Here is a 22267-nt window from a genome sequence, read left to right as displayed (position 1 = left end):
TCTGAGTAAGGGTGAAGATTGGGTGACAGCTCAAATAATGATTTATGGGACGACTTATTTAGATGCTGTCGAGACTGCAACGTCTGATCTAAACATTAAGCGCAGACGGAGTGAAACTGAGCTTTGCGATGCAAAGTAAATCGTTGTCTGCATCGTAATTGCCTGTGCGGGCTACGGAGTCACCAGGGTATTGGGCGGAGTTATCAACGTTAACTCAGTTATGGTAGTGGCCCGTTACGGCGAAATTGGCGGTGGAGAGAGAGGGGCAGGGATGTTTTTTAAACAGGAAGATCGGGAAGAGCGGGAAGGAGGTGGAACCCGTTGTCCCGACTGGGCTTGCTGTTGCCTCTCCGTCAACCCGCTGGATGAAACAAGCCCGATCGGGATCACCGCTTAGCGGGACAGGCGCCGGGTTCCATTTTTGAACCAGCTTTTGCCTACCTGGCGCGGTATGCCTCTATGGCGTTTGCGAGGAAGGTTTCGATCTGTTCGCTGATGGGCTTGAGGTCGTATTGCGCGTCGACTTCGGCGCCAGCGTTTTCGGCTATTTGCTGGCGAAGTGTAGCGCTGGCGTGAAGGCGTTGAATGCCACTGGCAATGGATTCTGGATTGGCGGCTTCAGCTAGGACGCAGTTTTCGCCGTCGCGGCCGAGCTCGACATCGCCGCCGTCGGGAACGAGGATCACCGGCAGGCGCGCGGCCATGGCTTCCAGTGGCGTCAGCGCAAAGGGTTCGCCCCAGTTGCTGGTGAAGAGCAGCGCGTCGTATTGCGAATAAACGCGGCGCATTTCCTCGGGCGTGCAGGACTTGAATTGGACGGCGTCGCCGAGCTTTAAGTCCGCGCAGGCATCGTGGAGTTGCTGAACGTATTCCGGGTCACCCTTGCCGTAGAGATCGAGTGTGACATCGAGGCCATGCGCGCGGGCTTTAGCCACGCCGCGAATCGCAGTCAGCGGATCTTTGTCTTCGCTGAGACGACCGACAAAGAGCAGACGCTTGAATTGGCTGTAGTCTGTTTTGTGTTCAAACTTCGCCGTCTCCACGCCGCAGTAAATCACGCTGCCATGGCCAACTTTATAGCCAGCATCGAGCGTGAGTTGGCGCAGGAAGGCGCTGCAAAAATAGATGTGCTTCCAGGCGATGCGTTCAACTGGGTAAGTCGGCGCGTCGCGGTCGAACTTGCGGCGCTGGGCAAGCAGTTCGGCGAGCATGCGGAGGAGTCCCGACCCACCGCGTGCGCGGCGGTTCCACCAGTCGAGCCAGACGTCGCCCTTGAGGCTGCGCGCGATCCAGTGGTCGGAGATGTCGTAAACGACGGGGATGCTTCCATCCTCGAGGCGGTGGAGGAGCGACTTGGAAATGCCGCCCATGTTCCACACGTGAATGACGTCGGGCTGCACGCGCTTTATCGCTGCGATGAGCGTGGCGTGGTTCTCGCGCTCCAGCTCAAGCAACTGGTGCATGGGCAGCCATGGGTGTCCGAAGAATCCGTGAATGCGCAACGCGCGCTCAATGCCGGGCGGGTCAGGCTCGGTGACGCCTGGTTTGGCGTGGTTGGACGTGAGAACGTGGACCTCGTGCCCGCGCCCGCGCAGCCGATCCATGACTTGCTGGCAACGCACTTCGTAGCCACCCACGTGGTGCGGGGGGTAGAGATTGCTGATGGTCAGTATCTTCATGACGGCTGCTGGTTGGCGGTTCGTTCGGCGGCGCCGGCATCGTAGCCATCGGCGCGTCCGCGGCGCTGCTGCCAGCGGACACCGATGGCGTGCGGCCATTCGCCGAGTCGGCCTTCGCGTTGGCAGAATTTAAAGTCGGCCAACGCGTCCTTGACCGTGCCCATGACGAGGAACTTCGGCTTGTTGCCAACGGGGTTGGCGTGCCCGGCTTTGGAGACGGCAACGGCGTCGCCTCGCGCGCGTTTGTAGGACTGCGCCAGCGTGTAATTGTGCGAGTGGATGGCGATGGATTTCTCGGCGAGAACAATTTCGCGTCCACCGTCTTTCATGCGGCGCGACCACTCGTCGTCCTCGGCGTATTGAAGATCTTCGCGGAAGGGGAACTCCCGCCAGATTGTCTTTGACGTGATGCAACTGACCATGCTGAAGAAGTTCGGCCAGTTGACGCTTTCGCGGTTGGGGCCGAAGCAGCGATCGTAGTCGTGCGCGAAGACGGCCTGGCAATCGCCGCGTGGAATTTGACGGCTGAACGCGGAGCCGAGATTGGGCGTCGCGAGGGCGACTTTGAGCAGTTCGCTGAGCCATTGGCGATTGGCGGGCGTGGCGTCGCTGTTCAGGTAGACGACCCACTCGTTGGTGGCCAGTTGCATGCCGCGGTTGAGCACCACGCCGGGCACGTAGGTTCCGGGCTCGAGAATTTCAAAGGCGTAGGGATCGAACTGGCGGATGATCTCATGCGAGCCGTCGGTCGACGCGCTGTCGATGACGATGAGCTCGATCTTGCCCGGGTAATCTTGATCGAACACGGCCTTGAGCGTGTCGCCGATGGCCCATGCTTCGTTGTAGGATCGCATGACGAGGCTGATGGAATCTGGCAGTTGGTTCATGATCGGTGGCGCTCCTCTGCTTGTTGGTAAATGGTTTCCTGTTGGGCGGCGATGGTATGCCAAGTGTAGTGCGCGTGGACTTCGGCGTTGCCCGCAGCGGCAAGGGATGATGCGAGGCCGGGCTCGTCGATGAGGCGCTTCATCTGCGCGGCCAGCGCCTCGGCGTCGCCACTGGGGAAATGCAGTCCGGTCTTCTCGTGGATAACGAGTCGCTGTAATCCGCCGACCGTCGAAGCGATAACGGGCGTTTGCGTGGCCCAGGCTTCGAGCACCACGATGCCAAAGGGCTCATGCCGCGAGGGGAGGACAAAGCAGTCGAGCGCGGCGAGCAGGTCACGGTGTTCGGCGCTCTCGACTTCGACCGGTGGGAGCAGGCGCACGTCGAAAGCATAGCCCGAGCTGTCGATTTGCATTTGTAATTCATCGGCGTAGGCGGCGTTGGTCGCGGGACCGCAAAGCAAGAGGCGGGCGTTCGGGTTTTGCTGGCGCACCCGGGCCCATGCTTCGATGAGCAGTTGCTGATTTTTCTGTGGGTCGAGGCGGCTGATGCAGCCGAAGATGAAATCGTGGGGGCCGAAACCGAGGCGTTGCCGCGCAGCGATGCGGTCGCCGCCGGAGAGGTTGTCGGGCTCGACGCCGTTAGGCAGGTAGCAGACGCGGTCGGCGGGGAGTCGTTGGCGGGCGGCCTCGTATTCCGAGTGGCCCACGCAGATCACGGCGTCGGCGCGTTCGAGCAAATGCCGACTGCCGAACAAGAGACCAAACGGACGGCCCCACTCGAAGTGGCCCTCCTGTGCAGAGACGAGGGACTGCGCCTCGTCTTGGGGCACATCGAAGATGTTGCCATGCAACGTGACGACAAACGGCTTTTTGCGCAGGCGCGCGGCGGTGCGGACCGTGGCGCCCATGCGTTTGGTAACGTGGGCGTGGTAGATGCGCACATCACTGCGGCGCGCGAGACTCGAGAGGAGGGGGAGGGAGAGCAGGTTGCCGCCTTTTTTATCGAGCGCATGTTTCTCCTCCGCGCTGAGTCCGAAGAATGGGTAAACGTAGGGGTAGCGGCGGATGGGGATGTCACGCCAGGTCTCGGCAGGTGTGGATGCGAGGGCGCGTGAGGTGTGGATTTCCGGATTCCAACCCGTTGCGCGTTGTTGGCGGCAGAGGTTGTAGATCACCGATTCCGTGCCGCCCCATTCATCCAGGGCGAAGCGTCGGGGGACATGGATGATCGTGCGCGCGTTCATGAGTTGAGCTGGCTGAGGACGTAGGGGATGAGTTGCTTTTTGCGCGAGACGAAGCCTTCAGCCAGCCAGACGTGACCGTTGATCGTTTCCGCATTTTGCGGGATGAGCTTGCGCCGCCAGATGGGGTCATGGCAAAGCACGCTGATGCGGCTGACTTGCTTGAGCACATCGGTGATCATCAGCATGGCGAAGTCTTCCAGGGCGAGTTGCGCCTCCAGTGAAGCTTCCAACTCCCGGGCGCGCTCATCGGAGAGTGCCGCGAGGTCAACGGTTTCAATCTGTGCGGCGAGGAAGTGACGCTTGCCGTGGGTGAAGGCTTTGCAGTCGGCCCTGACGAGGGAGCTTGCCTTGGCGGTCAGGAGGTGGTCGTTGTGACGCAGCACGTCGAGGCCGAAGGTTTGCAGGTCGACGCCCGCAATGGCGGCCAGTTCGTTGGCGATGCGGCGGTCTTGCTCGCGAGTGGTGGGAGACTGCAAGAGCAGCGTGTCGGAGATGAGGGCGCCGAGCAAGAGCTTGGCTTTGGATGGGGGAACGGCGAGTCCGCTTTCCCGACAACGGGCAAAGAGAATGCTGGCCGTGGAGCCCCAGATCCGGCAGTCGATATCGACAGGTTCGCTCGTCTCGATGTCGCCGATACGGTGGTGGTCGATGATGGCGAGGATCTCGGCTTCTTCAAGGCCCCTGATGCTTTGGGCGCGCTCGAAGTGGTCGACCAGCGCGACCTTGGGGCGTGGCGCCGCGACCAGTTGTTGGGGCGTTACGAGGCCACAGAGTTGCCCGGCGTCGTCGATGACAAGCAGGCCAAACTCGGTGTCGGCGATGAAGCCGCGGCATTCGGATAGGATTTCATCGGCATGGATAGTAACGAATTTAGTCTCCAGAGCATTGCAGCAGGGAATGCAGCCGCCGAGGCTGGCGCAGAAGGCGAAGGCGCTGCCGTGGTAGGCAAATACGGGCACGTCCGTTTGCTCCTCCAGCGCCGGGCAATGGATTGGGCCCACAATGATGATGGCGGCGGGTTTTTGATCGAGCAATGCCTGCGGGTTTTCCGGCATGGGGCCGGTCACGAGGATGTCGTTGGCGGTGGCCGGAGCGCCGCTGATGAACTTCATCCCGGTGGGCTCGCTGCGCAGAGGCGTGTGGTTGACGGGCTTAAGCGGCAGGCTTTGCACGAGGTGCTCCCACTGAAGCAGCGTGCCGAGCATGTCCTCGACGTTGGCGCTGAGCAAGTAGGTGACGCGCGGCATGCGTTCGCTGATGATGCCCTGGATGCCGTGCTCATCGGTGACGACAACCAGCGGCGAATGACTCTCGCGCAGCAGCCGCAGCGCGGCGCTCAACGGGGCATTGGGGGAGATGGTCGGGGCCGATACGCAGGCTTCCAAAATGGTCGGGCGGCAATCTTCGCGGAGTTCGGGCAAAGGCTCGCCCGCTTCGGCAAATAGCCATGCGCTTTGGGGGTTGGGTTCGCCAAGGCGGAGGGGCAGGCCGGGGGGTGCGCCACTTTCCTGGCCGAGCATCCAGGCAAAGACATGCGCCGACACGAGGGAATCGGTGTCGGGGTTTTTGTGTCCGGTTACGTATAGATTATTCACGGTTTATGTTTTGGGGTTGGCGGCGTGAAGCATGACGGGGAAGATGTCTGTCAGTTGCTGCACCGGCTTGGTTTCGTGGGAGGCGAGCCAACAGGCGGTGCTGTCGGGATGGCTGGGGTCGTAGCCATGCATGCCTTTCACGAAGCCCATGTTCATGAACGACGGCACGAAAAGCGTGCCGGGTTTGAGTAGGTAGAAAAGTTCGCCGTAGCGCCGGTCGGGGAACAAGCAGCCCCCGATCGCCAGTTGCGCATCGGTCACGATATCGCCTTCGGACTGCTGGCTGAGCCAGGCTTCCGTGACTTCGCGCGCGCGGTCGTGCTCGAACCAGAAGCGCACCATGGTGGAATCCCACACCGCAATGTAGTCCTCGCCGTAGCGCAGGTCGACCTCGCGCCAGCGTTGGTACATGTCGCTGGTGGCGGTGACATCGGCCATGCCGTGGTCACTGAATAAATGCAGGCGCACTTCGCGATAGTTCTGCGATGCGATGGTGTGGAGCTCGCGCAGGTGGTTGGCAAATTGATCAAAGGCGGCGTCGACTTCCGCGCCAGCGGGGCCGTATTTGTGCATCGTGGCGTCGAGCCCGGCGGTGAAGAGATAGGCGAGTTCGACGTCGCCCTGGGCCATGGCTTGTTTGGCCTGCGCGATGTTGGCGGCGTCGCCGGCGCGCCAGTCGGAGCGCATCCACGGTTTGCCGGAGTCTTGCCAGCGCTGGAAGATGTTGGTCTGTCCGCCGATGATGCCGCCCGGTTCATAGATGTCTTTCTTCTCGGTGTAGTCGAGGTAGGGCAGGCGGTTGAAAGGCACGCTGTAGAGCTGGAAGTAGCCGGTGTAGCCCATGCGCTGAGCAACGAAGCGGCTGACCTTGTTGCGCACGCGGTGGTGGCCCGCGATCTTCTGTGGCAGAAAGCCTAGCGCGCCCAGCGGCTTGAACGGCGATTCGCCGTTGGCTTTGACAAAGAAAGAAAAGTGCCCGTGCTTACAAGGCAGTTCCCCGGTGAGGATCGTGGGATCGCAAGTCGATGAATAACCAAAGAGCGTCTGACAGGGATTGCGGACGGGAAACAGATCAACGAGGAAGCTTCGCTCATCGGCCAGCTTCCAACCGAGGGCGTCTGCAAAGATGAAGATGTCAACGCGCGGTTTCACTCTTTGGGCAGGAGGCTTTCGATTTTGCGAATGAGGTTGGTTGGGCTGAAGGGTTTGGAGAGGACATCGCTGGCGCCGGACTCTTTGATCGTAGGCAGGAGCTCGCTGCTGGTGCGCGCGGTGAAGATGAGCACGGGCAGGTTTTCATTGCCGGGTAATTCGCGCAGCGCCGCCATGATTTCCGTGCCTTTCATGTCCGGGAGGTCGTAGTCGAGCAGCGCAAGGTCGGGCTTGATTTGCTCGGCGACTTTGAGGCACTGCCCACCAGTTTGAAAAAAGTGACCTTTGATCTTCGTGCGCCGCAAGTGGAGCTGCACGAGACGGATCATCGTAATGTCGTCATCAACTACAATTATTTCGCTCATGTCTATTTGATGTATACAAGGGTGATGTCGTCGCTGGGCTCATCGCGGCAGCATTCGCGGTCCATGAGTTTGGCAAGGTCACTCCATAAGCCGGCGCCATGCTCATGGTTTCCGCATTTGATTAGGTTTATTAGGTTATCCCAGCCAAAGAGTTTTGATTCACAACGCCATTCATAACAACCGTCGGAAACCAGGGCGATGCGATCCCCCGGCTGCATGGGGATTTGATCGGAGGTGTATGTGAAGTTGGCGAGTAGGCCGATGGGCGGTCCGGAAGGTTCGAACTCGGTGATCTCACCGGTTTGCGATATCCTGATTGTGGGGCAGTGGCCGGCGTTGACATGCTCGATCATGTCGACCTCGTCACTCCAGCGGAGGATGGTCACCGTGATGAACATGGTGAGGTCGCCGAGCATGTGGTTGAGGATGCGGCCGATGCGTTGGAGCATCACCGGGAGTGGCATGGGGTTGTCGAGCATCAGGTTAAACGCTGCGCGATAGATGATGCCCAACAAGGCGGCCGAGACCCCTTTGCCCATGACGTCGATGATTGTCACGTAGTGATTGCCCAGGCGGTCCAGACAGTACTCCGCAAAGTCGCCAGCGACATTTTGTGCGACGCGTTGAAAAATGCGGACTTCACGCTTAAGCGGATGCTTGGGCTGACGCACCGGTAAGAGGTGCTGCTGGATTTCGGCGGCGATCTCAAACTCGCGCAAATCCTTCTCCGCTTCGCGTCGAATGGTGGTCGAAATGTAATTGCCTATGGAAATGCCAAAGATGTCGGCAAAGGTGCGCAGGTTGTTCACTTGTGAAGAGGCAATGCGCTTATGGCGATCTCGACGGCCTGCTGCCAGCATGCCGAAAAACTTTGCATCGGAGGTTACTGGCAAAAGGCAACCGGAGCTAAGCTCACTCAATGGCGGAATGTCTGCACCCAAAGCCTGTCGCTGAGTTTCGTCTTCCCAGACGAGCTCCGTTTTCGGCTCAAGCAACTGACGGAGGGCCGGTGAGATATCCTCACCCATGACGGCTTCATGCACGTCATTGAGTTGATCTTTGATGAAGGCCGGGACGCTTGAGTCGACGTATAGGCGCAGGTAGTCCAAGTCGATGCTGTCGCGGACATTGGGCAAGCTTTGCGATAGAAAGTTATTTAATGAATGCGACAAGACCAGCGATTCACTCAGCTGATAAAATGCGGCCAGGCCCTCGTAGCTGGCGGACAGTTCCGCGAGAACTGCTTCCATTTCCGCAGAAGGTGGTGCGAGCCCTTCACCGGCAAGGCTAAGCTTGCTGACCTCGATGCGATAACCCTGCGGGGCGCCTCGCCACTCCTGAAATGAGTCGACAAAGGAATGCACGAGGTAGCGGCCTCGACCGTGCTCCTGATTGAGATCGGCGGGCAGGGCGGCTGCTCCGGAATGCGTCGTGCCGGGGCCTGGTCCTGGGTCTTGAACGCCCAGCACGATCGAGCCAGCGTTCAGTGACCACTCGACAGCTACTTCTTTATGTGCGTCGGATTGAGCGCCGTGGAGTATTGCATTGGTGAGTAGTTCGGTGAAGGTGAGTTTCCATCCGCTCAGTTCTGCGGGCGGCAAGTCCAAAGATTCCAGAAACGCCATGAACTGCGCGCGCACCGCAGGCAGGAAAACGATATTTGCCGGAAGCCTGTGTCGTTGCAGGCTGATGCTTTCGCTTTGTTGGACTGGCGGCATTTTATGATGCATGATCAGCTTGCGGCAGATAGAAGGTTAAGACAGCGCCGCCCTCGGGCTGGTCCTCGGCGATGATGGAGCCATCCAGTCGGCGAAGGATGCGCTCGACAATCGACAAACCCAAGCCTGTGCCTTCGGTGTAAGTGCTGGAGCCCCGGGAAAACGGCTTGAAGAGTTCGTCTCGGTTTTCGGGGAGGCCGTGGCCATTGTCTATTACTTTATAGCAAACCTTCTTGCCAATGGCTTCCCCGGAAATGCTTATGACCGGTGGTCGACCGCCATACTTGATCGCGTTGCTGATCAGGTTGGACCATACTTCGGTGAGCCAAGGCGCAAATCCAAAGGCCGGTGGCAAATGACCTTCGATCGTTATGCTTGCATTGTACACGTCGATCATGGGGCTCAGTGATTCGATGCTCTGCCGGACCAAGGCTTCCATCTCGACTTCTGTGCGCTTTGCGTGGCCTTTGCGCAGTCGGGCAAATGACAGCAGCCCATTGATGATCTGCTGGCAATGCGCCGAGCCAAGCTTGATCATTTCAATAATTTCGCGCGCTTCCGTGCCGGTCAGATCGTCGATGAGGTCAAACGTTTCGACTGCGCTCGCAATGCCGCCGATGGGATTTTTTAAATCGTGCGCGACAGTCATGTCATACGCCTCCAGTTCCTGGATCAACTCGTCTTTGCGCTGGTTTTCCCGGCTGAGCTCTTCACGCAGACGATGAACTTCCAGGTGGGTTTTCACGCGGACAATTAATTCCTCATGCTGGATGGGCTTGGTGATGTAATCCACGCCGCCCGAGGCAAAGCCCTTGAGCTTGCTTTCCATGTCATCGAGCGCCGTCATGAAGATGATGGGTTGGCCGCAGTAGTCCTCACGCTTACGAATTTCCATTGCCAGGTGGAAGCCGTCCATGTCGGGCATCATCACGTCAAGCAGCATGACGTCGGGCTGCACGCGGTCGAGTCTCCGTAGGGCGCTGACTGCGTTCTCGGCTGTGAGCATGCGGTAGCCGGACTTGGTTAAGTGCGCGCACACCACTGCCAGGTTGGTTGGGTTGTCGTCGACGACGAGAAGTGTTGCTGGCGAGTCGGAACTCATGGCTAGTGGGTTTGAGATTTGGCGAGAGACTCTACGAGGATGTCTTCCAGCGCCTGGCTTTGGAAGTTGGCGGCGAGGCCTTCCAGGCGTTTATAGAAATCCTGACAGGCGGCATCTGACTGTCGCAGTTGCTCCACCTCGGATTGAATGGAGAGAATGTCGCCTTGTTCTGCTAGATTGAGGAGTGCTTCCAAAATGGTTGTGCTTGGTAATTGTAGCTCGACCTCGCCTTGTGGATCAGTTGGGTTCGCTGCGCCTGTCGCATCTTCATCCTCCCATTGTAGTTTAAGGACTGATCCGACTTTTTCATATAAATCGTCGGCTTTGACTGGCTTGGGGACAAAGGCGGAAAAAGGCCGCAAGCGCACTTCGTTTTCCTCGTTTTGCATGACGCTGGCGGAGACTGCGATGATGGGGATCTTCTGTAGCGATGGAGTTGATTGAATGCGCGAGCAAAGCTCAAAGCCGTCCATTTCCGGCATGAGCAAATCGCTGGCAATGAGGTCAGGGATATTTCGATTGAGGAGTTCCAGCGCTTCTTGTCCAGATGCAGCGGAGAATGTCTGGAACCCTGCTGCGGCCATCAGTTCCTTCGTGACGCGCCGACTGTTTTCATCGTCATCCACGACGAGGACCTGCATCGCATCTCCCAGGTAGCGTCGACGTTTCAGCTTCTTGGCAGGTATGTACTCCGAGTGCGCTTCCTGTGGTTGGATGTAGGGTATCTCAAACCAAAAGCAGGAACCCACGCCGGGGGTGGATTCCAGGTAAATGCTGCCTTCCATCAGGCCAACGAGTTTTTGGCAAATGGCTAAGCCGAGCCCGGTGCCTTCGACTTTTTTGACGGCGCGGTCCGATTGTTCGAAGGACTCAAATATGCGATGATGATCCTCTTCGGGAATTCCGGGTCCGGAGTCTTCGACCGAAAATTTTATCGCTCCGCCGTCAAGCCCGGCGCGGATGCTGACCTTGCCTTCGCGGGTGAACTTGATCGCGTTGCCGGCGAGGTTGAGCAGCACTTGTCGCACTGCACGGTCGTCTGCGCGAAAGTAGAACGGCGTTGTGACCACAGTTTCGGCTTCAAAGTCCCAGGCTTCCACGGAATACTCGATGCCTTTCAGTGCGGCGTTTGGTTGAAACATGTCATCGAGGTCTTGCAGCAGCTCCTGGAGCAGGACGTCAGCGTCTTTGATTTGATACTTGCCCGCTTCGATTTTTGAGAGGTCGAGAATGTCGTTGATCAAGTGCAGTAGGTGTTCGCCGCTACGCCCAATCGAGGCGATCATGTCCGCAGCGTCTTGGGGTAAATCATTACGCATGCCCAGAACCTGCGTGTAGCCTAAGACGCCATTGAGCGGCGTGCGGATTTCGTGGCTCATGCTGGCGAGGAAGCGACTTTTGGCTTGGTTCGCTTTGTTTGCTTCCTCGGCGGCTTCGCGAGCATGTTCAGACGCGAGTTTGAGCGCGGTTTCCGTTTCCTTGTGCTTCGTAATGTCGGTCTCGATGCCAATGAAATTCGTGAGCTCGCCCTTGTCATCGAACAAGGGGTTTATATCCAAGCGTAACCAGTAGGTCGTGCCGTTCTTGTGGTAGTTTAGCAGTTCAGCGGTCAGGGGTTCTTTTTGGCGAAGTTTTTCCCCGATCATCTTAACGGTGTCGCTATTGGTGTGCGGACCCTGTAGTAATTCTCCCGGCTTGCGGCCAAGCATTTCTTGTTTGGAATAACCGGTGATTTTTTCGAAGGCGTCATTGATCCACATCACGCGCCCGGTTTCATCGGTAATGACGACGCCATTGATCGTTTTGCTGGCGACCATGGAAAGGCGGCGGATTTGCGCCTCGGCTTTTTTCTGGTGTGTTATGTCGAGCACCACGCCGTTAAACACAACTTCGTCTTTCGAAACGCGTTGTGGTTTGCTATCGCCTTGCCACCACTTGATTTCTCCCGATGGCGCAATGAGTCGACCAATGAAACGCCAATCGCTCATCGTCAGTAGCGAAAACTTGAGCGAATCGCGCCATCCCGCGATGTCCTCCGGGTGTATTTGCATGGTGCGCCAATCGCGAATCGCGTCTTTCACGGAGAACCCAAAGATTTCTTCGCACCGATGGCTTAGGTAATAAAAGCCGCACTCACCATTACTTCGTTCGAACCATTGAAATATAATGCCGGGGAATGTTTGGGCGAGTGACGCGAGTCGCTCTTCTTCCTCACGCAGTTTTGTATTTGAATAGCGCAGCTCCTCGTCGCGGCGCTCGACGGTTTTGGCAAGCTTGGCGCTGATCTTTTCGAGTTCGACATTCTTTTCGTAGAGCGAAAGCGCTTTGTCTTCGAGCAGGCGCTCGGCGACCTTGCGGGCTTGCCGTTCGCGCTCAAAGCGCTTCTTCCATTTGTCGGCTTCATCGCTCATCGGTCGTTTTCTAGCGCAGCGTGACGTTGAAAATGGAAGTATTGTCGTCGACAGACTCACAGGTAATATCGGCCTCCTCGCCAAAGTGGCTCAGGCATCCTCGGATCAACCCTTCGGCGAATGACTCCATGTGTCGCGTGGAGGTGTAGACCATTTTCAGTTGGTTGCCGTTGCGCTCACAGTCAAAGGCGGGCAATTCGGCGTCCGGGTAGAGCTTGCGCACTTCGACGTGGATGTATTGGTCGATGTTCTGCAGGAAATCAAACGAGCTGGTGGAACCACTGAAGAACTGCGGATAGGCACCATGAAAACGCGCAAACAAATGCTCGCCAAAAACCTTTAGCAAGGCGTCCGGCGGTAGGCCGGAATGCTTGCTGAGCTGCATGACGATGGAGACAATTTCTTCGTGGGGGTAGGTGCCTACTGCGGTGTAAGCGCCGTGCGAGACCGGCAAGTCGGCGTCCTCAAGAATCGAGTCCACCATATCGATGCCAAATTTGTCTTCGACCATGTCGAGTAGTTCGGTGAATACCATGCCTTTCATACGGGTCCTTGTTGATGGGTTAGCTGTTGTAGAAAATAGCGACACTGCGGGTTGGTTTGCTCCGGATGCGTGATTTGATAAACCGCGTGCAGCGCCTCGGAGGGATCGGTGGGATCATGGCAGCCCAGGCAATCGCTGTAAGCTATGGCGCCTGGCGTGGCGTCGCGGAGGATGGCTTGCCACTCGGGGGGCAGGGATTCCAATTGCTCGTCTGAGCGGGGCAGAGGGCCGAACAGCCGCATACGTCCGCAGGCGGCTGCCCAAAGCCGTGGCAGACGCGCGGCCCAGAGGGGCGCTTGGGCGAGCCCGGGATAGCGTTGGTCATTGCGCGAAATCTGCGGTGAGTTTTCTGGCAAGCCCAGGCAAAGCCGCAGGCGAAAGCGGAGCCACCAACCAAAGGCGGTTATGCGCTCCTTCCACGGAGTCCGCGTTGCCGTTGGTGTGATGGAGTCGGCAATGAACGACTCAATGCGTTCAACACGCGCTTTGTGCTTACTATTATAGAGCACACGTCCGAACAAGACGGCATTCTCCAGCGTCAAGTGTGCGCCCAGGAATGTATGGGGCATGACGCGGGCATTGCGGACAATGGTGTTTTCGGCCACGAGTGAGTCATTGCCCAGGATTGCGTTGGGGCCGATGACTGCGCCAGGCCCCACCGCGACGTGATCGCCAATCAGGTAGGGGGGATTCAATATTGCCGTTGGGTGAATGCGGCAAAGTCGACCAACAGACAAACTGACGTCGAGCGCTTCATCGTTGGCTGAGGCAAGCCAAGTGTTGTCCATGTGCTGCCAATAATTGAGCAACTCCCACTCATCTTGCGGCGCGACCAAGGCGTTTTGATTCGGGAGCCCGCGCATCAGCTCGCCATCCTGTGCGCTTGTTTTGGAAACGGTGGTGACCTCAATGGTGATCGGCCAAAGCGTTGCTTGCTTAACGGCGTCCCTGACTCGATTGGGGCGATCCGCAGCGAGTATGCGGACGTGCTTGAAGCCTTGGTCCAAGGCGTGGTCAAACCAATGGTAAAGCAGTGGTTGATCGCCTACGGGCCAGAGGACAAATGGGTCCGGCAAGCGAAGCGGGAACTCTTGTTGGCGCCAGTCGGGGCAGACGAGAGTCAACGTATCAGGCTTGGCGTCGCTCATTTAATACGCCCCCTTTCCAAGGATCACGGCGGGCACGGTCTTTAATAGAATAAGGATGTCCTGCTTCAGGCTTTGCGAAGTGATGTACTGCAAGTCGAGGCGGACTTGTCCCTCGAAATCAATTTCTGCGCGACCGCCAATTTGCCACAAGCAGGTGATGCCTGGTTTGACCATCAGGCGTCGCAGATGGAAGGCCTTGTACTCGGCGACTTCTTTGGGCACGGGAGGGCGTGGGCCCACGAGCGACATGTCGCCGCGTAATACATTGTAGAACTGAGGAAATTCGTCGATAGATAGCTTGCGAATGTATTTGCCGACTTTCGTGATGCGCGGGTCGTCTTTCATTTTAAAGGTCACTCCCGCCTCGTGCTGGTTCTGCTCGGTGAGCTGCTCTTTAATTTGATCTGCGTTGACGACCATCGAGCGAAACTTGAGGCATTGGAACGCGCGTCCTTTTTCCCCAATGCGCGTTTGTGAGAAGATGATCGGGCCGCGATCTTCTATTTTAATGAGTAATGCTGTGGCGGCAAATATCGGCGAAAAGCAAAGCAGTGCGACGCCCGACCCGAGTATGTCGAGTGTGCGCTTTCCGGTTTCGCTGAGCATAACGGTTGCCCGCCATAGCGAAATTTTGCGACGCATTTTCTTTCGCCATTTATCGATTTCCAGTCGTCCTTCGTTACTTGACCAGAACTCGTTGAGGGTGGGATTCAATTCGTCGTCAGGCATAGCGTGTTGATCCTTAATGTATTAAATATATGTAGTCTTGCATTGCCAAGGAAAGAATAGTGATTTACTACTAGTTTTACCCCTTAACTATTGTAATGCCTATTTTTGAAACATCTCAACACGGCGAGGAACTGGTGCTCAGTTTGCAGACATCTCACCTCGAAGCAGCCAACGCGGCAGAGTTTAAGCAGGAGCTGAAATCGGTGCGTTTTCCACAAAATGGGAAGGTGCTGGTGGACTGTGATCAGCTTGAGTTTATTGACAGCTCGGGCTTAGGCGCATTGCTGCATTTAAACAACGCGCTTCACCCTGACATCCGCCCGTTGGCGCTTAGAAACGTGCATCCAGAGGTCATGAGCGTTCTGGAGCTGCTCCGACTCAACTCCGTATTTGCCTTGGAAAGCTAGCGCCATGGGTCGTTTTTTCAACGGGACATACCCTTCCCTGTTGAAGAAACTGGACGCTCATGTTGCGCGTACTCAGAAAAACTTTGCATCGCAAAGTAGCTTGGCGGTTGAAGCATTGATTTTAGGTGGGGGGTATGGCCGTGGCGAAGGTGGTGTAGACCTGACGAGTGTAGAGCCTGGACTGTATAATGACTTGGACTATTTCCTCTTTTCACCCACGCCGGATGATCCGGAATTACTGAGCACGGTGAGGGAGTATGAGCGTGTCGAAAGCGAAGCGCTCGGCATCGATGTCGAAGTGACATGCCTGGCGCCGAGTAAGCTGGAAGGCGCTGAGCGCTCCATGATGTTTTTTGACTTGGTGATGGGCCATTGCGTCGTGGTTGGACCCGAGGATTACTTGGCTGCCTGGCAGCCTATGATGAAGCCTGAGCTCATCGCGCCGATTGAAGCGACGCGTTTGCTTTGGAACCGTGGATCGGGTTTGTTCTTCGCGCGTTGCCGATTGGATGACGTGGCCGCGCGCGACTTCATTTATCGGCAACACATGAAGCTCGCGCTTTCCTTGGGCGATGCGTTGCTGTGCATGGCTGGCCAGCATGACGCCTTCTGTGAAGTGAGGGGTGAGCGGTTTGCCCAACTCGACTCGCCCTTGGCGACAGATGAGATTCGCGAGCTTCACCGAACGGGAGTCGCCTTTAAGCAAAGGCCGCATGAGCCAACTGCGGACTTGGATCTTGCCGTGCAAAACGAACGCCTTCGCGCACTCTGGTTAACCGTGTTTTTGGCGGTGGAAAGTGAACGCATCGGGTCTACATTTGCGGATGCTACAGCCTACGCCCGATGCCCAAAGCGCCTCTTCCCCCAGGAATCAAAAATTCATTGCTTACTGCTGGCATTGCGTGATCGTATTAAACGAGGCGCCTGGTTGAACCCAGTGTCAGACTACCCGCGAGGCGCTCTGATGCGTGCGCTGACGCAACTGAATTCGCCCGTTCCGAACTTGGACCAGATTGGCAAATGCCTGCCGATCAAAAAAACTGATTTAAAATCAATTTCCGATATTTACGAGACTTGGTGGAGCTATTACAGTTAACGTCATGAAGCGGATGCTGGTTATCTTGCCCTATGTGCCGTTTCCCATACGACGGGGCACCTTCCAGCGTGTCTACCACCTGACGGAGCATTTGGCTGGCGTGTATGACGTCGACCTTTTTTGTCTGTCGTCGGAGGCGGAAGACGCGCAGCACAAAGACCGTTTTGCCGGTTTTTGTGGGCGGGTTGAGTTTTGCCAATTCCAGCATCCGCCCTGGCCGTCGTTTTGGACTGACCGCGTGTGGAACCTGACGCCCACGACTATTCGGCACTGGTGGTCGGATGCAGTCAATGAAGCCCTGGGCGATTTCATTGCCGGGCAGGAATATGACATCGTCTACTGGGTTGATATTGTTTTGTGGCCCTACATTGACGCGCATTTTTGTGGGCATGGCCAACTGATCATGGACCGTAGTCGCGTCGACTGGCTATTTCAGCAGGAAGAGTTGGCGACTTTGCCGGATACCATGTGGGGCAAGTTTATGCGGCGTGAGAATCTGTGGAAAATGTCTCAGGTCGAGCGTCATGTGATGGAAGCCATTGACTTGGAAGTCGTGTGTGGGGTGGAGGATAAAGAATTTCTGGACGAACGCCTGAGTTTGCCGGACAAAGTCTTCGTCCTCCCTAATGGCGCGAATACGGATTTCTTTAGCGCCGACGATTGGCCGCCGCAGCCAACCGCATTTCCCAGCGCCCTGTTTTGCGGCGCCCTGGACTACACGCCGAATACCGACGCCATGCGCTGGTATTTTGACGAGATCCATGAGCGTATCTTAAAGGGGCTGCCCGACTACCGACTTATTCTGGTCGGCAAAAATCCCACGGATGAGGTGATGGCTTACGCTGCGCGACCGGGAGTCCAATTTGCTGGCGAGGTGCCGGACGTGCGCCCCTATTATCAGAAGGCATGGATGCAGGTAGTGCCATTACGTATTGGCGGAGGCACGCGGTTGAAGATTGTCGAGGGGCTCTCAATGGGCAATCCGGTGGTGTCGACCACACTGGGCGCACAGGGGCTGGATTTTGCGCCGGATCAGGACATTACATTGGCTGATTCGGCGGAGGCTTTTGCCAATGCCTGCTTGCAACTGGCTGGTAACGCCGAACTGCGGCATTCGCAGGCGAAGGCCGGTCGCCGTAAGGTGCTCAACGCGTATACTTGGCGTGCGCTGGGCGCTCGTCTTGTCGAGAAACTAAACGCTCTACAGCCCGTATCATGAGTCCTCCGAAATCCGCAGATCCCGCCGAGCCGCCCATTGCCGTGTTGTTGGGGTTGCCCTTTCATGATTTGACGATGTCGGAGGCGCTCGACGAATGTCGTTTGGCTTTGACGGCGAATCGTCCAGTCTACTTTGTCACGGCCAATGTGGACTTTGCCGCGCAGGCATATGAAAATGCGTCGCTGCGCAAAATATTGTTCTACGCGAAGCGGGTGGTTTGCGATGGCATGCCCCTGATTTGGATCTCCAAAGTTCTGGGGCACCCATTGCGGGAGCGGGTAGCGGGCTCAGATCTTACGCCGAAATTGCTGGAGATTTGCGTTGAGATGAACAAGCGGGTTTACTTCTTCGGGAGTGATGACCAGACGCTCGCGGAAGTGGCTGAAATCTTGAGCGAGCGCATGCCGAATTTAAAAATTGCCGGGTATGAATCACCGCCAATGGGCAAAGTGCAGGACTGGGACAATGAAGCCGTTGTGCAGCGCATTAAGGCGTCAGGTGCGGATTTACTTTTGGTCGCGCTGGGTTGCCCGAAGCAGGAAGACTGGATCTATTTATTTCACCAGCGCGCAGGCGCAGCGCTGAGCATTGGCATTGGCGCTTCGCTGGACTTTGTTTCGGGCAAGCAGGTGAGGGCGCCTGGCTGGATGCAGTCGACCGGCCTAGAGTGGCTTTGGCGAATGGGGACGAATCCCAAGCGTTTGTTTAGTCGTTATTTTCGCGACTTTCTTTTTCTGGGTTGGGTGACGATGAAGCAGTTGCTGACGAAGCGTCGCCAAGATTTGCCTGCACCTGAATCCCCAACGCACGAGCCACCAGCCGAAGTCTCCTATCGGCTCATTCGTTGGCGCGGTTCCGTGGAACGCGCGACGATGGACGAACTTGAGCAACCTGAGGATTGGAGCCAACCGCTGCTGCTGGATTTGAGCGGGGTTGAGTTTATGGACAGCGGCGGCATGGGCGCCTTGGCTGGGCTAGCGAGGAAAGCGAAGGAGGCGGATCAGGTCTTTGCGGTGTTGAAGCCATCGGATACGGTGATGAATGTGCTGAAAGCGGTCAGGCTGGATTCGCTCTTTCAGTTCTATGCTTCCGAGGTGGAATTCAGCGCCGGTTTAATGGCTGGCGAACCGGTCAGCAAAGGCGAGGAGGTTCTCCATTTTCAACTGGCTGAATGGTATGATAAATCCAACGTAGACGAATTGAACGCCCGTTTGTGTTCGCTGATTGACGGTCAGCCAGCCGCGTATCTTCTGTTGGTTGATTGCTCGAAGATCACATTTATTGATAGCAGTGGGGTGACGGCGTTGTTGGTCGCCCGCCGTCGTTTGCTGGAGCGTGGCGGCGGTGTAAAAATAATAGCGCCAACTCCGCCCATGCGTCGCATCTTGAATGTGCTTTGCCTGGAAGAGTTTTTGCCGGAACATTCCGATGGAAAGGCAGGCAATTAAGGTTCTCTTGTCAGCGGGCATGATACAAGGCGGGCGGTCTGGCGTAGGTCGTTACGTGATTGCATTAACTGAGGCGCTGGCTGCGCGTGGCTTGGAAATACACATTGCTGGGCTTGATGCAGACCGTGATCATTTTCCGGTAATCCCGGATGCTCAGTGGGTAAGCATTCCAGCGGCTGCGAGCCGTGGTGTCCTGAATCTACTATGGCATCAGGCATCGCTGCCAGGTATCATTCGTCGTGGGGGCTACGATGTGGTGCACATTCCGAGCTACCGTCGCATGCTGATCAACTGCACGGCGCCGCAGGTGGCGACTATCCACGACTGCGCGCCGTTCATCATGGCGGATAAATATGATGCGCTGCGCGGCTTCTTTGGTCGTAAAGTGACGCCCTGGATTGCGCGACGGATGGATCGCGTGATCGCGGTAAGCGCGACGGCGGGAGAGGACATTCAGCACTATCTGGAAGTTGCGCCTTCGCGCCTGCGGGTCATTCCCAACGGAATCGACCACGCGCGATTTCAACCACCGAAAGCGGCGACGGTTGAGGCGTTTCGTAAAAAGCATGGCTTGGATAAGCCCTACTTGATTTACATCGCGCGTTTCGAGCATCCGGCGAAGAATCACGTGCGCTTGATTCAGGCTTTCAGCCAGTTTCGGGAAGCCACTGGGCTCGATTGGGATTTGGTTTTAGGCGGGGCGCCTTGGCATGGTAAAGAGGTCATTGATGAAACAATCGAGGCGTCGGCGCATAGTGCTGCGATTCGCATGGCGGGCTTCGTGGAGGACGATGAGCTGCCTTTGTGGTATGGCGCGGCTGAAGCATTGGTATTTCCTTCTCTGATGGAGGGCTTTGGCTTTCCCGTGATTGAGGCGCAGGCCTGCGGTTCGTTGGTGGCGGCCTCGGATGCGACAAGCTTGTGTGAAGTCAATGGCCCGGCAGCATTGCGCTTTGATCCGATGTCTGTTGAGGGGATGACGAGCGCATTGGTGCAACTGGGCGCCATGCAAGCTAACGAGCGTAGCCAACGCGTTGCGCAGGGAATTGAATGGGCGGCGCAGTATCGCTGGGACGAGGTGGCGGCGCAATGTGAGGCGGTGTATCGGGAGGTCGCCCATGGCTGATCCCGTAATCAAGCCCGAATGGAAGCGTCGCTTTTGGGCGAATACCGGGAGCAGCTACGTGCAGGTAGTGCTCCGGTTGATTCTCGGTCTAATACTTTTTCGTCAATTGTTCAGTGGCTTAAGCGAAGAGGCGTTTGGCTTCTGGTCATTGCTTTGGTCGTTATTTGGTTACGGCGTGTTGCTGGACTTTGGCTTCGGCTTCACGGCGCAGAAAGCGGTAGCGGAGAAAATGGCGCAAGGAGACATGGCGGGGCTGAACCGCTTGTTGGCGACGATCTTTTGGACTTTTGTAGGGCTCGCCGTTGCCCTTGTGGTAGCGTTCCTTTTGCTGCGTCCTTACTTCATGCAAGCGGTCTCGGTGTCGGCGGATGACTGGGCCGCGTTCAGTCGCGCCTACATCATCTTTTTCATCGGCATGGCGCTGACTTTTCCGTTGGGGCTTTTCCCCGAAGTCTTGCGTGGCTTACAACGCATTGACCTCGCGAATTGGGTCGGCGTTGGCAATACGATCCTTCACTTCAGTGCGATTGTAACCGCCCTGGCCTTAAACTGGCCTTTCCCGGCGTTGATGACGATTAGCGTCATCTCCAGCCTGATACCGAACATCTTTGCCGCCATCTTTGCGTTCCGCCTGATTAAAGAGCTGTCGTTGACGCCAAGGCTTTTCGAATGGCGGTCAGTGAAGGCGCAGATGAGTTTTTCCATCGCCGCATACTTGATCACGTTCAGTAACCTAATTATGGCGAAGAGCGATCAGCTCGTACTGAGTTTAACCATTGGCGTGGCGTCGGTGGCGCTCTATCAGGCCGGCTTCAAAATGGGTGAAATGCTCAACTTGTTCAGCGTGCAACTTCAGGCGGCGCTGTCTCCGGCTGCGGCTCATTTGAAAGCCAGTGGTGACGAGGCCGGCTTGCGCGAATTACTTATGCGAAGTTCGCGGCTGACCTTTGTTGTCGTGACGCCAGCCTACGTTCTGTCTGCGGTTTATTTGGATGGCTTGATCATGCTCCTGACGGGTTTGGACGAAGTTCCGCACGAAGTTTATTGGGTGGGGCAGGCCCTACTGTTAGCAATCTACAGTTCACAACTGACGAACAGTTGTACGAAGCGCATCCTGATGATGACCGGCCATGAAAAAGCGCTTTTGAGGCTCTCTATTATAGATGCGGTTTTGAATGTCGCCGTGAGCTTTGCTCTGGTTTTTCCCTTGGGAATTTTAGGCGTTGCTCTGGGCACATTGATTCCTACTGCGCTCATCGGTTGGTTTTTTATTCTGCCAATCACGCTGCGGGCGGTCGAGTTGAAGCCGGGGCGCTTCCTGGCGTTTCACGCAGACGGAAGCGCTTGGCCGTTAGGCAGTTTTGCCATCGTGCTCATCTTGTTGTTGTTCGTGGCTCCGTTTCCAGAGAGTGGCGGTTTGTGGTCGCTGGCTTGGCGTGGCGCGTTGGCCGGAGTCCCCTGGCTCTGGTTTTCCCGGAAATTAATTAAGGGAATGACTTTATAGCCGTTAAATATGGATAGAATTTATTCGTTATGAAAAACCAGTCCTCAATACTCCTTATCTTGGCAATTGCCACTCAAGCAAACGCACAAACGGAGTTGGATGTGCAGTCCAGTGCACGTCCAGCCGGTTTGGATATTACTGCCCCGGTGATGCAGGCGGGATCGGATGCGCAGTCTGCGCAATTCCAATCCGAGGTATTGCCTGACATGCTGACCTTCATCGACGCCAACCTTGGGGAATCGCAGGCGGTGTCGAATTTATCCACAGTGAGTTTGGACCCCTCCAAGCTATACTTGCATGCGGATGCTTCGGTGCGTGTATACTTCTTGGGTGAAGGTGCAGGCTATCACAATACACTTGGCTACAACACCGATGGCGGTTCGATAGATTCCGGTGATCCGCTCCTGATTTTCCCCGATGCGTCCAGCGTCAACAGCTATTATACCTATGGCGATGTAAACACTTGGCGTGCGGAGTCCGCGCCCTTGATGCCCGGAGACTTTGTCGACCTTGGCGTGCTGGAAGCTGGAACACAATTGGACTTTTTCCTGATTGCTAACGGCGCCTATGGCGGCTCCGATATTTGGTCGACGGATACGTCGGTCAACGCGGACGGCTTGGTGCACACAGTTAGCCTGGCCCAGGATGGCAGCCCGTATCTACTGATCGGTTTTGAAGACCTCTACGGCGGCGGTGATAAAGACTACAATGACCTGTTGTTCGCTGTGGACATTGGCGCAATGAACGTGGCCTACCTCGCGAATCCGGAACCTTCGACCTTGCTCATCGTGGCGCTGTTTACGATCGGCGTATTGTATGCCGCCCGTCGCCAGAAAAGTGAGTTGGCGTTTGTTCAGTCGGTTGAGTGATGTAAAGCTTAGACCTGATGTGTG

Annotated in this window: 19 protein-coding genes; 7 read left to right on the top strand and 12 right to left on the bottom strand. The window is 56.7% G+C overall.

Features of this window, described 5'->3' with window-relative positions; genetic code table 11:
- Nucleotides 1-437: 437 nt before the first annotated feature.
- Genes RBB63_RS10495 through RBB63_RS10440 form a run of 12 tightly spaced genes read right to left on the bottom strand, consistent with a single transcriptional unit; the run spans nucleotide 438 to nucleotide 14574 of the window.
- Complete coding sequence (locus tag RBB63_RS10495; protein ID WP_309383924.1) at nucleotides 438-1679, bottom strand: glycosyltransferase family 4 protein; 1242 nt, start codon at nucleotides 1677-1679, stop codon at nucleotides 438-440.
- Nucleotides 1676-2566 (bottom strand): glycosyltransferase, encoded by an 891-nt coding sequence (locus tag RBB63_RS10490; RefSeq protein ID WP_309383922.1) that lies wholly within the window; start codon nucleotides 2564-2566, stop codon nucleotides 1676-1678. The genes RBB63_RS10495 and RBB63_RS10490 overlap by 4 nt, the downstream gene beginning before the upstream one ends.
- Complete coding sequence (locus RBB63_RS10485; RefSeq protein WP_309383920.1) at nucleotides 2563-3810, bottom strand: glycosyltransferase family 4 protein; 1248 nt, start codon at nucleotides 3808-3810, stop codon at nucleotides 2563-2565. Before RBB63_RS10485 ends, RBB63_RS10490 begins: the two co-directional genes overlap by 4 nt.
- The gene (locus tag RBB63_RS10480) at nucleotides 3807-5405 is read right to left on the bottom strand and encodes a DHHA2 domain-containing protein (RefSeq protein WP_309383918.1); all 1599 of its coding nucleotides are present in this window, start codon (nucleotides 5403-5405) and stop codon (nucleotides 3807-3809) included. Before RBB63_RS10480 ends, RBB63_RS10485 begins: the two co-directional genes overlap by 4 nt.
- A 3-nt stretch (nucleotides 5406-5408) precedes the next feature.
- Nucleotides 5409-6557: an alkaline phosphatase family protein gene (locus tag RBB63_RS10475; protein ID WP_309383916.1), complete on the bottom strand. Its 1149-nt coding sequence runs from the start codon at nucleotides 6555-6557 to the stop codon at nucleotides 5409-5411.
- The gene (locus tag RBB63_RS10470) at nucleotides 6554-6922 is read right to left on the bottom strand and encodes a response regulator (RefSeq protein ID WP_309383914.1); all 369 of its coding nucleotides are present in this window, start codon (nucleotides 6920-6922) and stop codon (nucleotides 6554-6556) included. The genes RBB63_RS10475 and RBB63_RS10470 overlap by 4 nt, the downstream gene beginning before the upstream one ends.
- Nucleotides 6923-6924: 2 nt before the next feature.
- On the bottom strand, nucleotides 6925-8640 hold the full coding sequence (locus RBB63_RS10465; RefSeq protein ID WP_309383912.1) for a SpoIIE family protein phosphatase: 1716 nt from the start codon (nucleotides 8638-8640) through the stop codon (nucleotides 6925-6927).
- Between the two features lies 1 nt (nucleotide 8641).
- Nucleotides 8642-9742 (bottom strand): sensor histidine kinase, encoded by a 1101-nt coding sequence (locus RBB63_RS10460; RefSeq protein ID WP_309383909.1) that lies wholly within the window; start codon nucleotides 9740-9742, stop codon nucleotides 8642-8644.
- A gap of 2 nt (nucleotides 9743-9744) precedes the next feature.
- Complete coding sequence (locus RBB63_RS10455) at nucleotides 9745-12153, bottom strand: PAS domain S-box protein (RefSeq protein ID WP_309383907.1); 2409 nt, start codon at nucleotides 12151-12153, stop codon at nucleotides 9745-9747.
- 10 nt (nucleotides 12154-12163) lie between these two features.
- The gene (locus tag RBB63_RS10450) at nucleotides 12164-12697 is read right to left on the bottom strand and encodes a heme NO-binding domain-containing protein (RefSeq protein ID WP_309383905.1); all 534 of its coding nucleotides are present in this window, start codon (nucleotides 12695-12697) and stop codon (nucleotides 12164-12166) included.
- Nucleotides 12694-13845: a hypothetical protein gene (locus RBB63_RS10445; RefSeq protein WP_309383903.1), complete on the bottom strand. Its 1152-nt coding sequence runs from the start codon at nucleotides 13843-13845 to the stop codon at nucleotides 12694-12696. Before RBB63_RS10445 ends, RBB63_RS10450 begins: the two co-directional genes overlap by 4 nt.
- The gene (locus tag RBB63_RS10440) at nucleotides 13846-14574 is read right to left on the bottom strand and encodes a sugar transferase (RefSeq protein ID WP_309383901.1); all 729 of its coding nucleotides are present in this window, start codon (nucleotides 14572-14574) and stop codon (nucleotides 13846-13848) included. It abuts the gene before it with no gap.
- 95 nt (nucleotides 14575-14669) lie between these two features.
- Here RBB63_RS10440 and RBB63_RS10435 point away from each other — a divergent pair, with 95 nt between their 5' ends.
- The 7 genes from RBB63_RS10435 to RBB63_RS10405 are packed head-to-tail and all read left to right on the top strand — an operon-like array spanning nucleotide 14670 to nucleotide 22243.
- On the top strand, nucleotides 14670-14981 hold the full coding sequence (locus RBB63_RS10435; protein WP_309383899.1) for an STAS domain-containing protein: 312 nt from the start codon (nucleotides 14670-14672) through the stop codon (nucleotides 14979-14981).
- Nucleotides 14982-14985: 4 nt separating this feature from the next.
- The gene (locus RBB63_RS10430) at nucleotides 14986-16077 is read left to right on the top strand and encodes a hypothetical protein (protein ID WP_309383897.1); all 1092 of its coding nucleotides are present in this window, start codon (nucleotides 14986-14988) and stop codon (nucleotides 16075-16077) included.
- Between the two features lie 4 nt (nucleotides 16078-16081).
- Entirely contained in the window at nucleotides 16082-17296 is a 1215-nt protein-coding gene (locus tag RBB63_RS10425) for a glycosyltransferase family 4 protein (protein ID WP_309383895.1), read from the top strand.
- The gene (locus RBB63_RS10420; RefSeq protein ID WP_309383893.1) at nucleotides 17293-18744 is read left to right on the top strand and encodes a WecB/TagA/CpsF family glycosyltransferase; all 1452 of its coding nucleotides are present in this window, start codon (nucleotides 17293-17295) and stop codon (nucleotides 18742-18744) included. The genes RBB63_RS10425 and RBB63_RS10420 overlap by 4 nt, the downstream gene beginning before the upstream one ends.
- Nucleotides 18686-19870: a glycosyltransferase family 4 protein gene (locus RBB63_RS10415; protein WP_309383890.1), complete on the top strand. Its 1185-nt coding sequence runs from the start codon at nucleotides 18686-18688 to the stop codon at nucleotides 19868-19870. The genes RBB63_RS10420 and RBB63_RS10415 overlap by 59 nt, the downstream gene beginning before the upstream one ends.
- Complete coding sequence (locus RBB63_RS10410; protein ID WP_309383888.1) at nucleotides 19863-21374, top strand: lipopolysaccharide biosynthesis protein; 1512 nt, start codon at nucleotides 19863-19865, stop codon at nucleotides 21372-21374. Before RBB63_RS10415 ends, RBB63_RS10410 begins: the two co-directional genes overlap by 8 nt.
- A 59-nt stretch (nucleotides 21375-21433) precedes the next feature.
- Complete coding sequence (locus tag RBB63_RS10405; protein ID WP_309383886.1) at nucleotides 21434-22243, top strand: DUF4114 domain-containing protein; 810 nt, start codon at nucleotides 21434-21436, stop codon at nucleotides 22241-22243.
- Nucleotides 22244-22267 lie beyond the last annotated feature (24 nt).

This window comes from Cerasicoccus frondis, assembly GCA_031296915.1.
GTDB lineage: Bacteria > Verrucomicrobiota > Verrucomicrobiia > Opitutales > Cerasicoccaceae > Cerasicoccus > Cerasicoccus frondis.
This window is presented reverse-complemented; position numbering and strand designations above follow the sequence as displayed.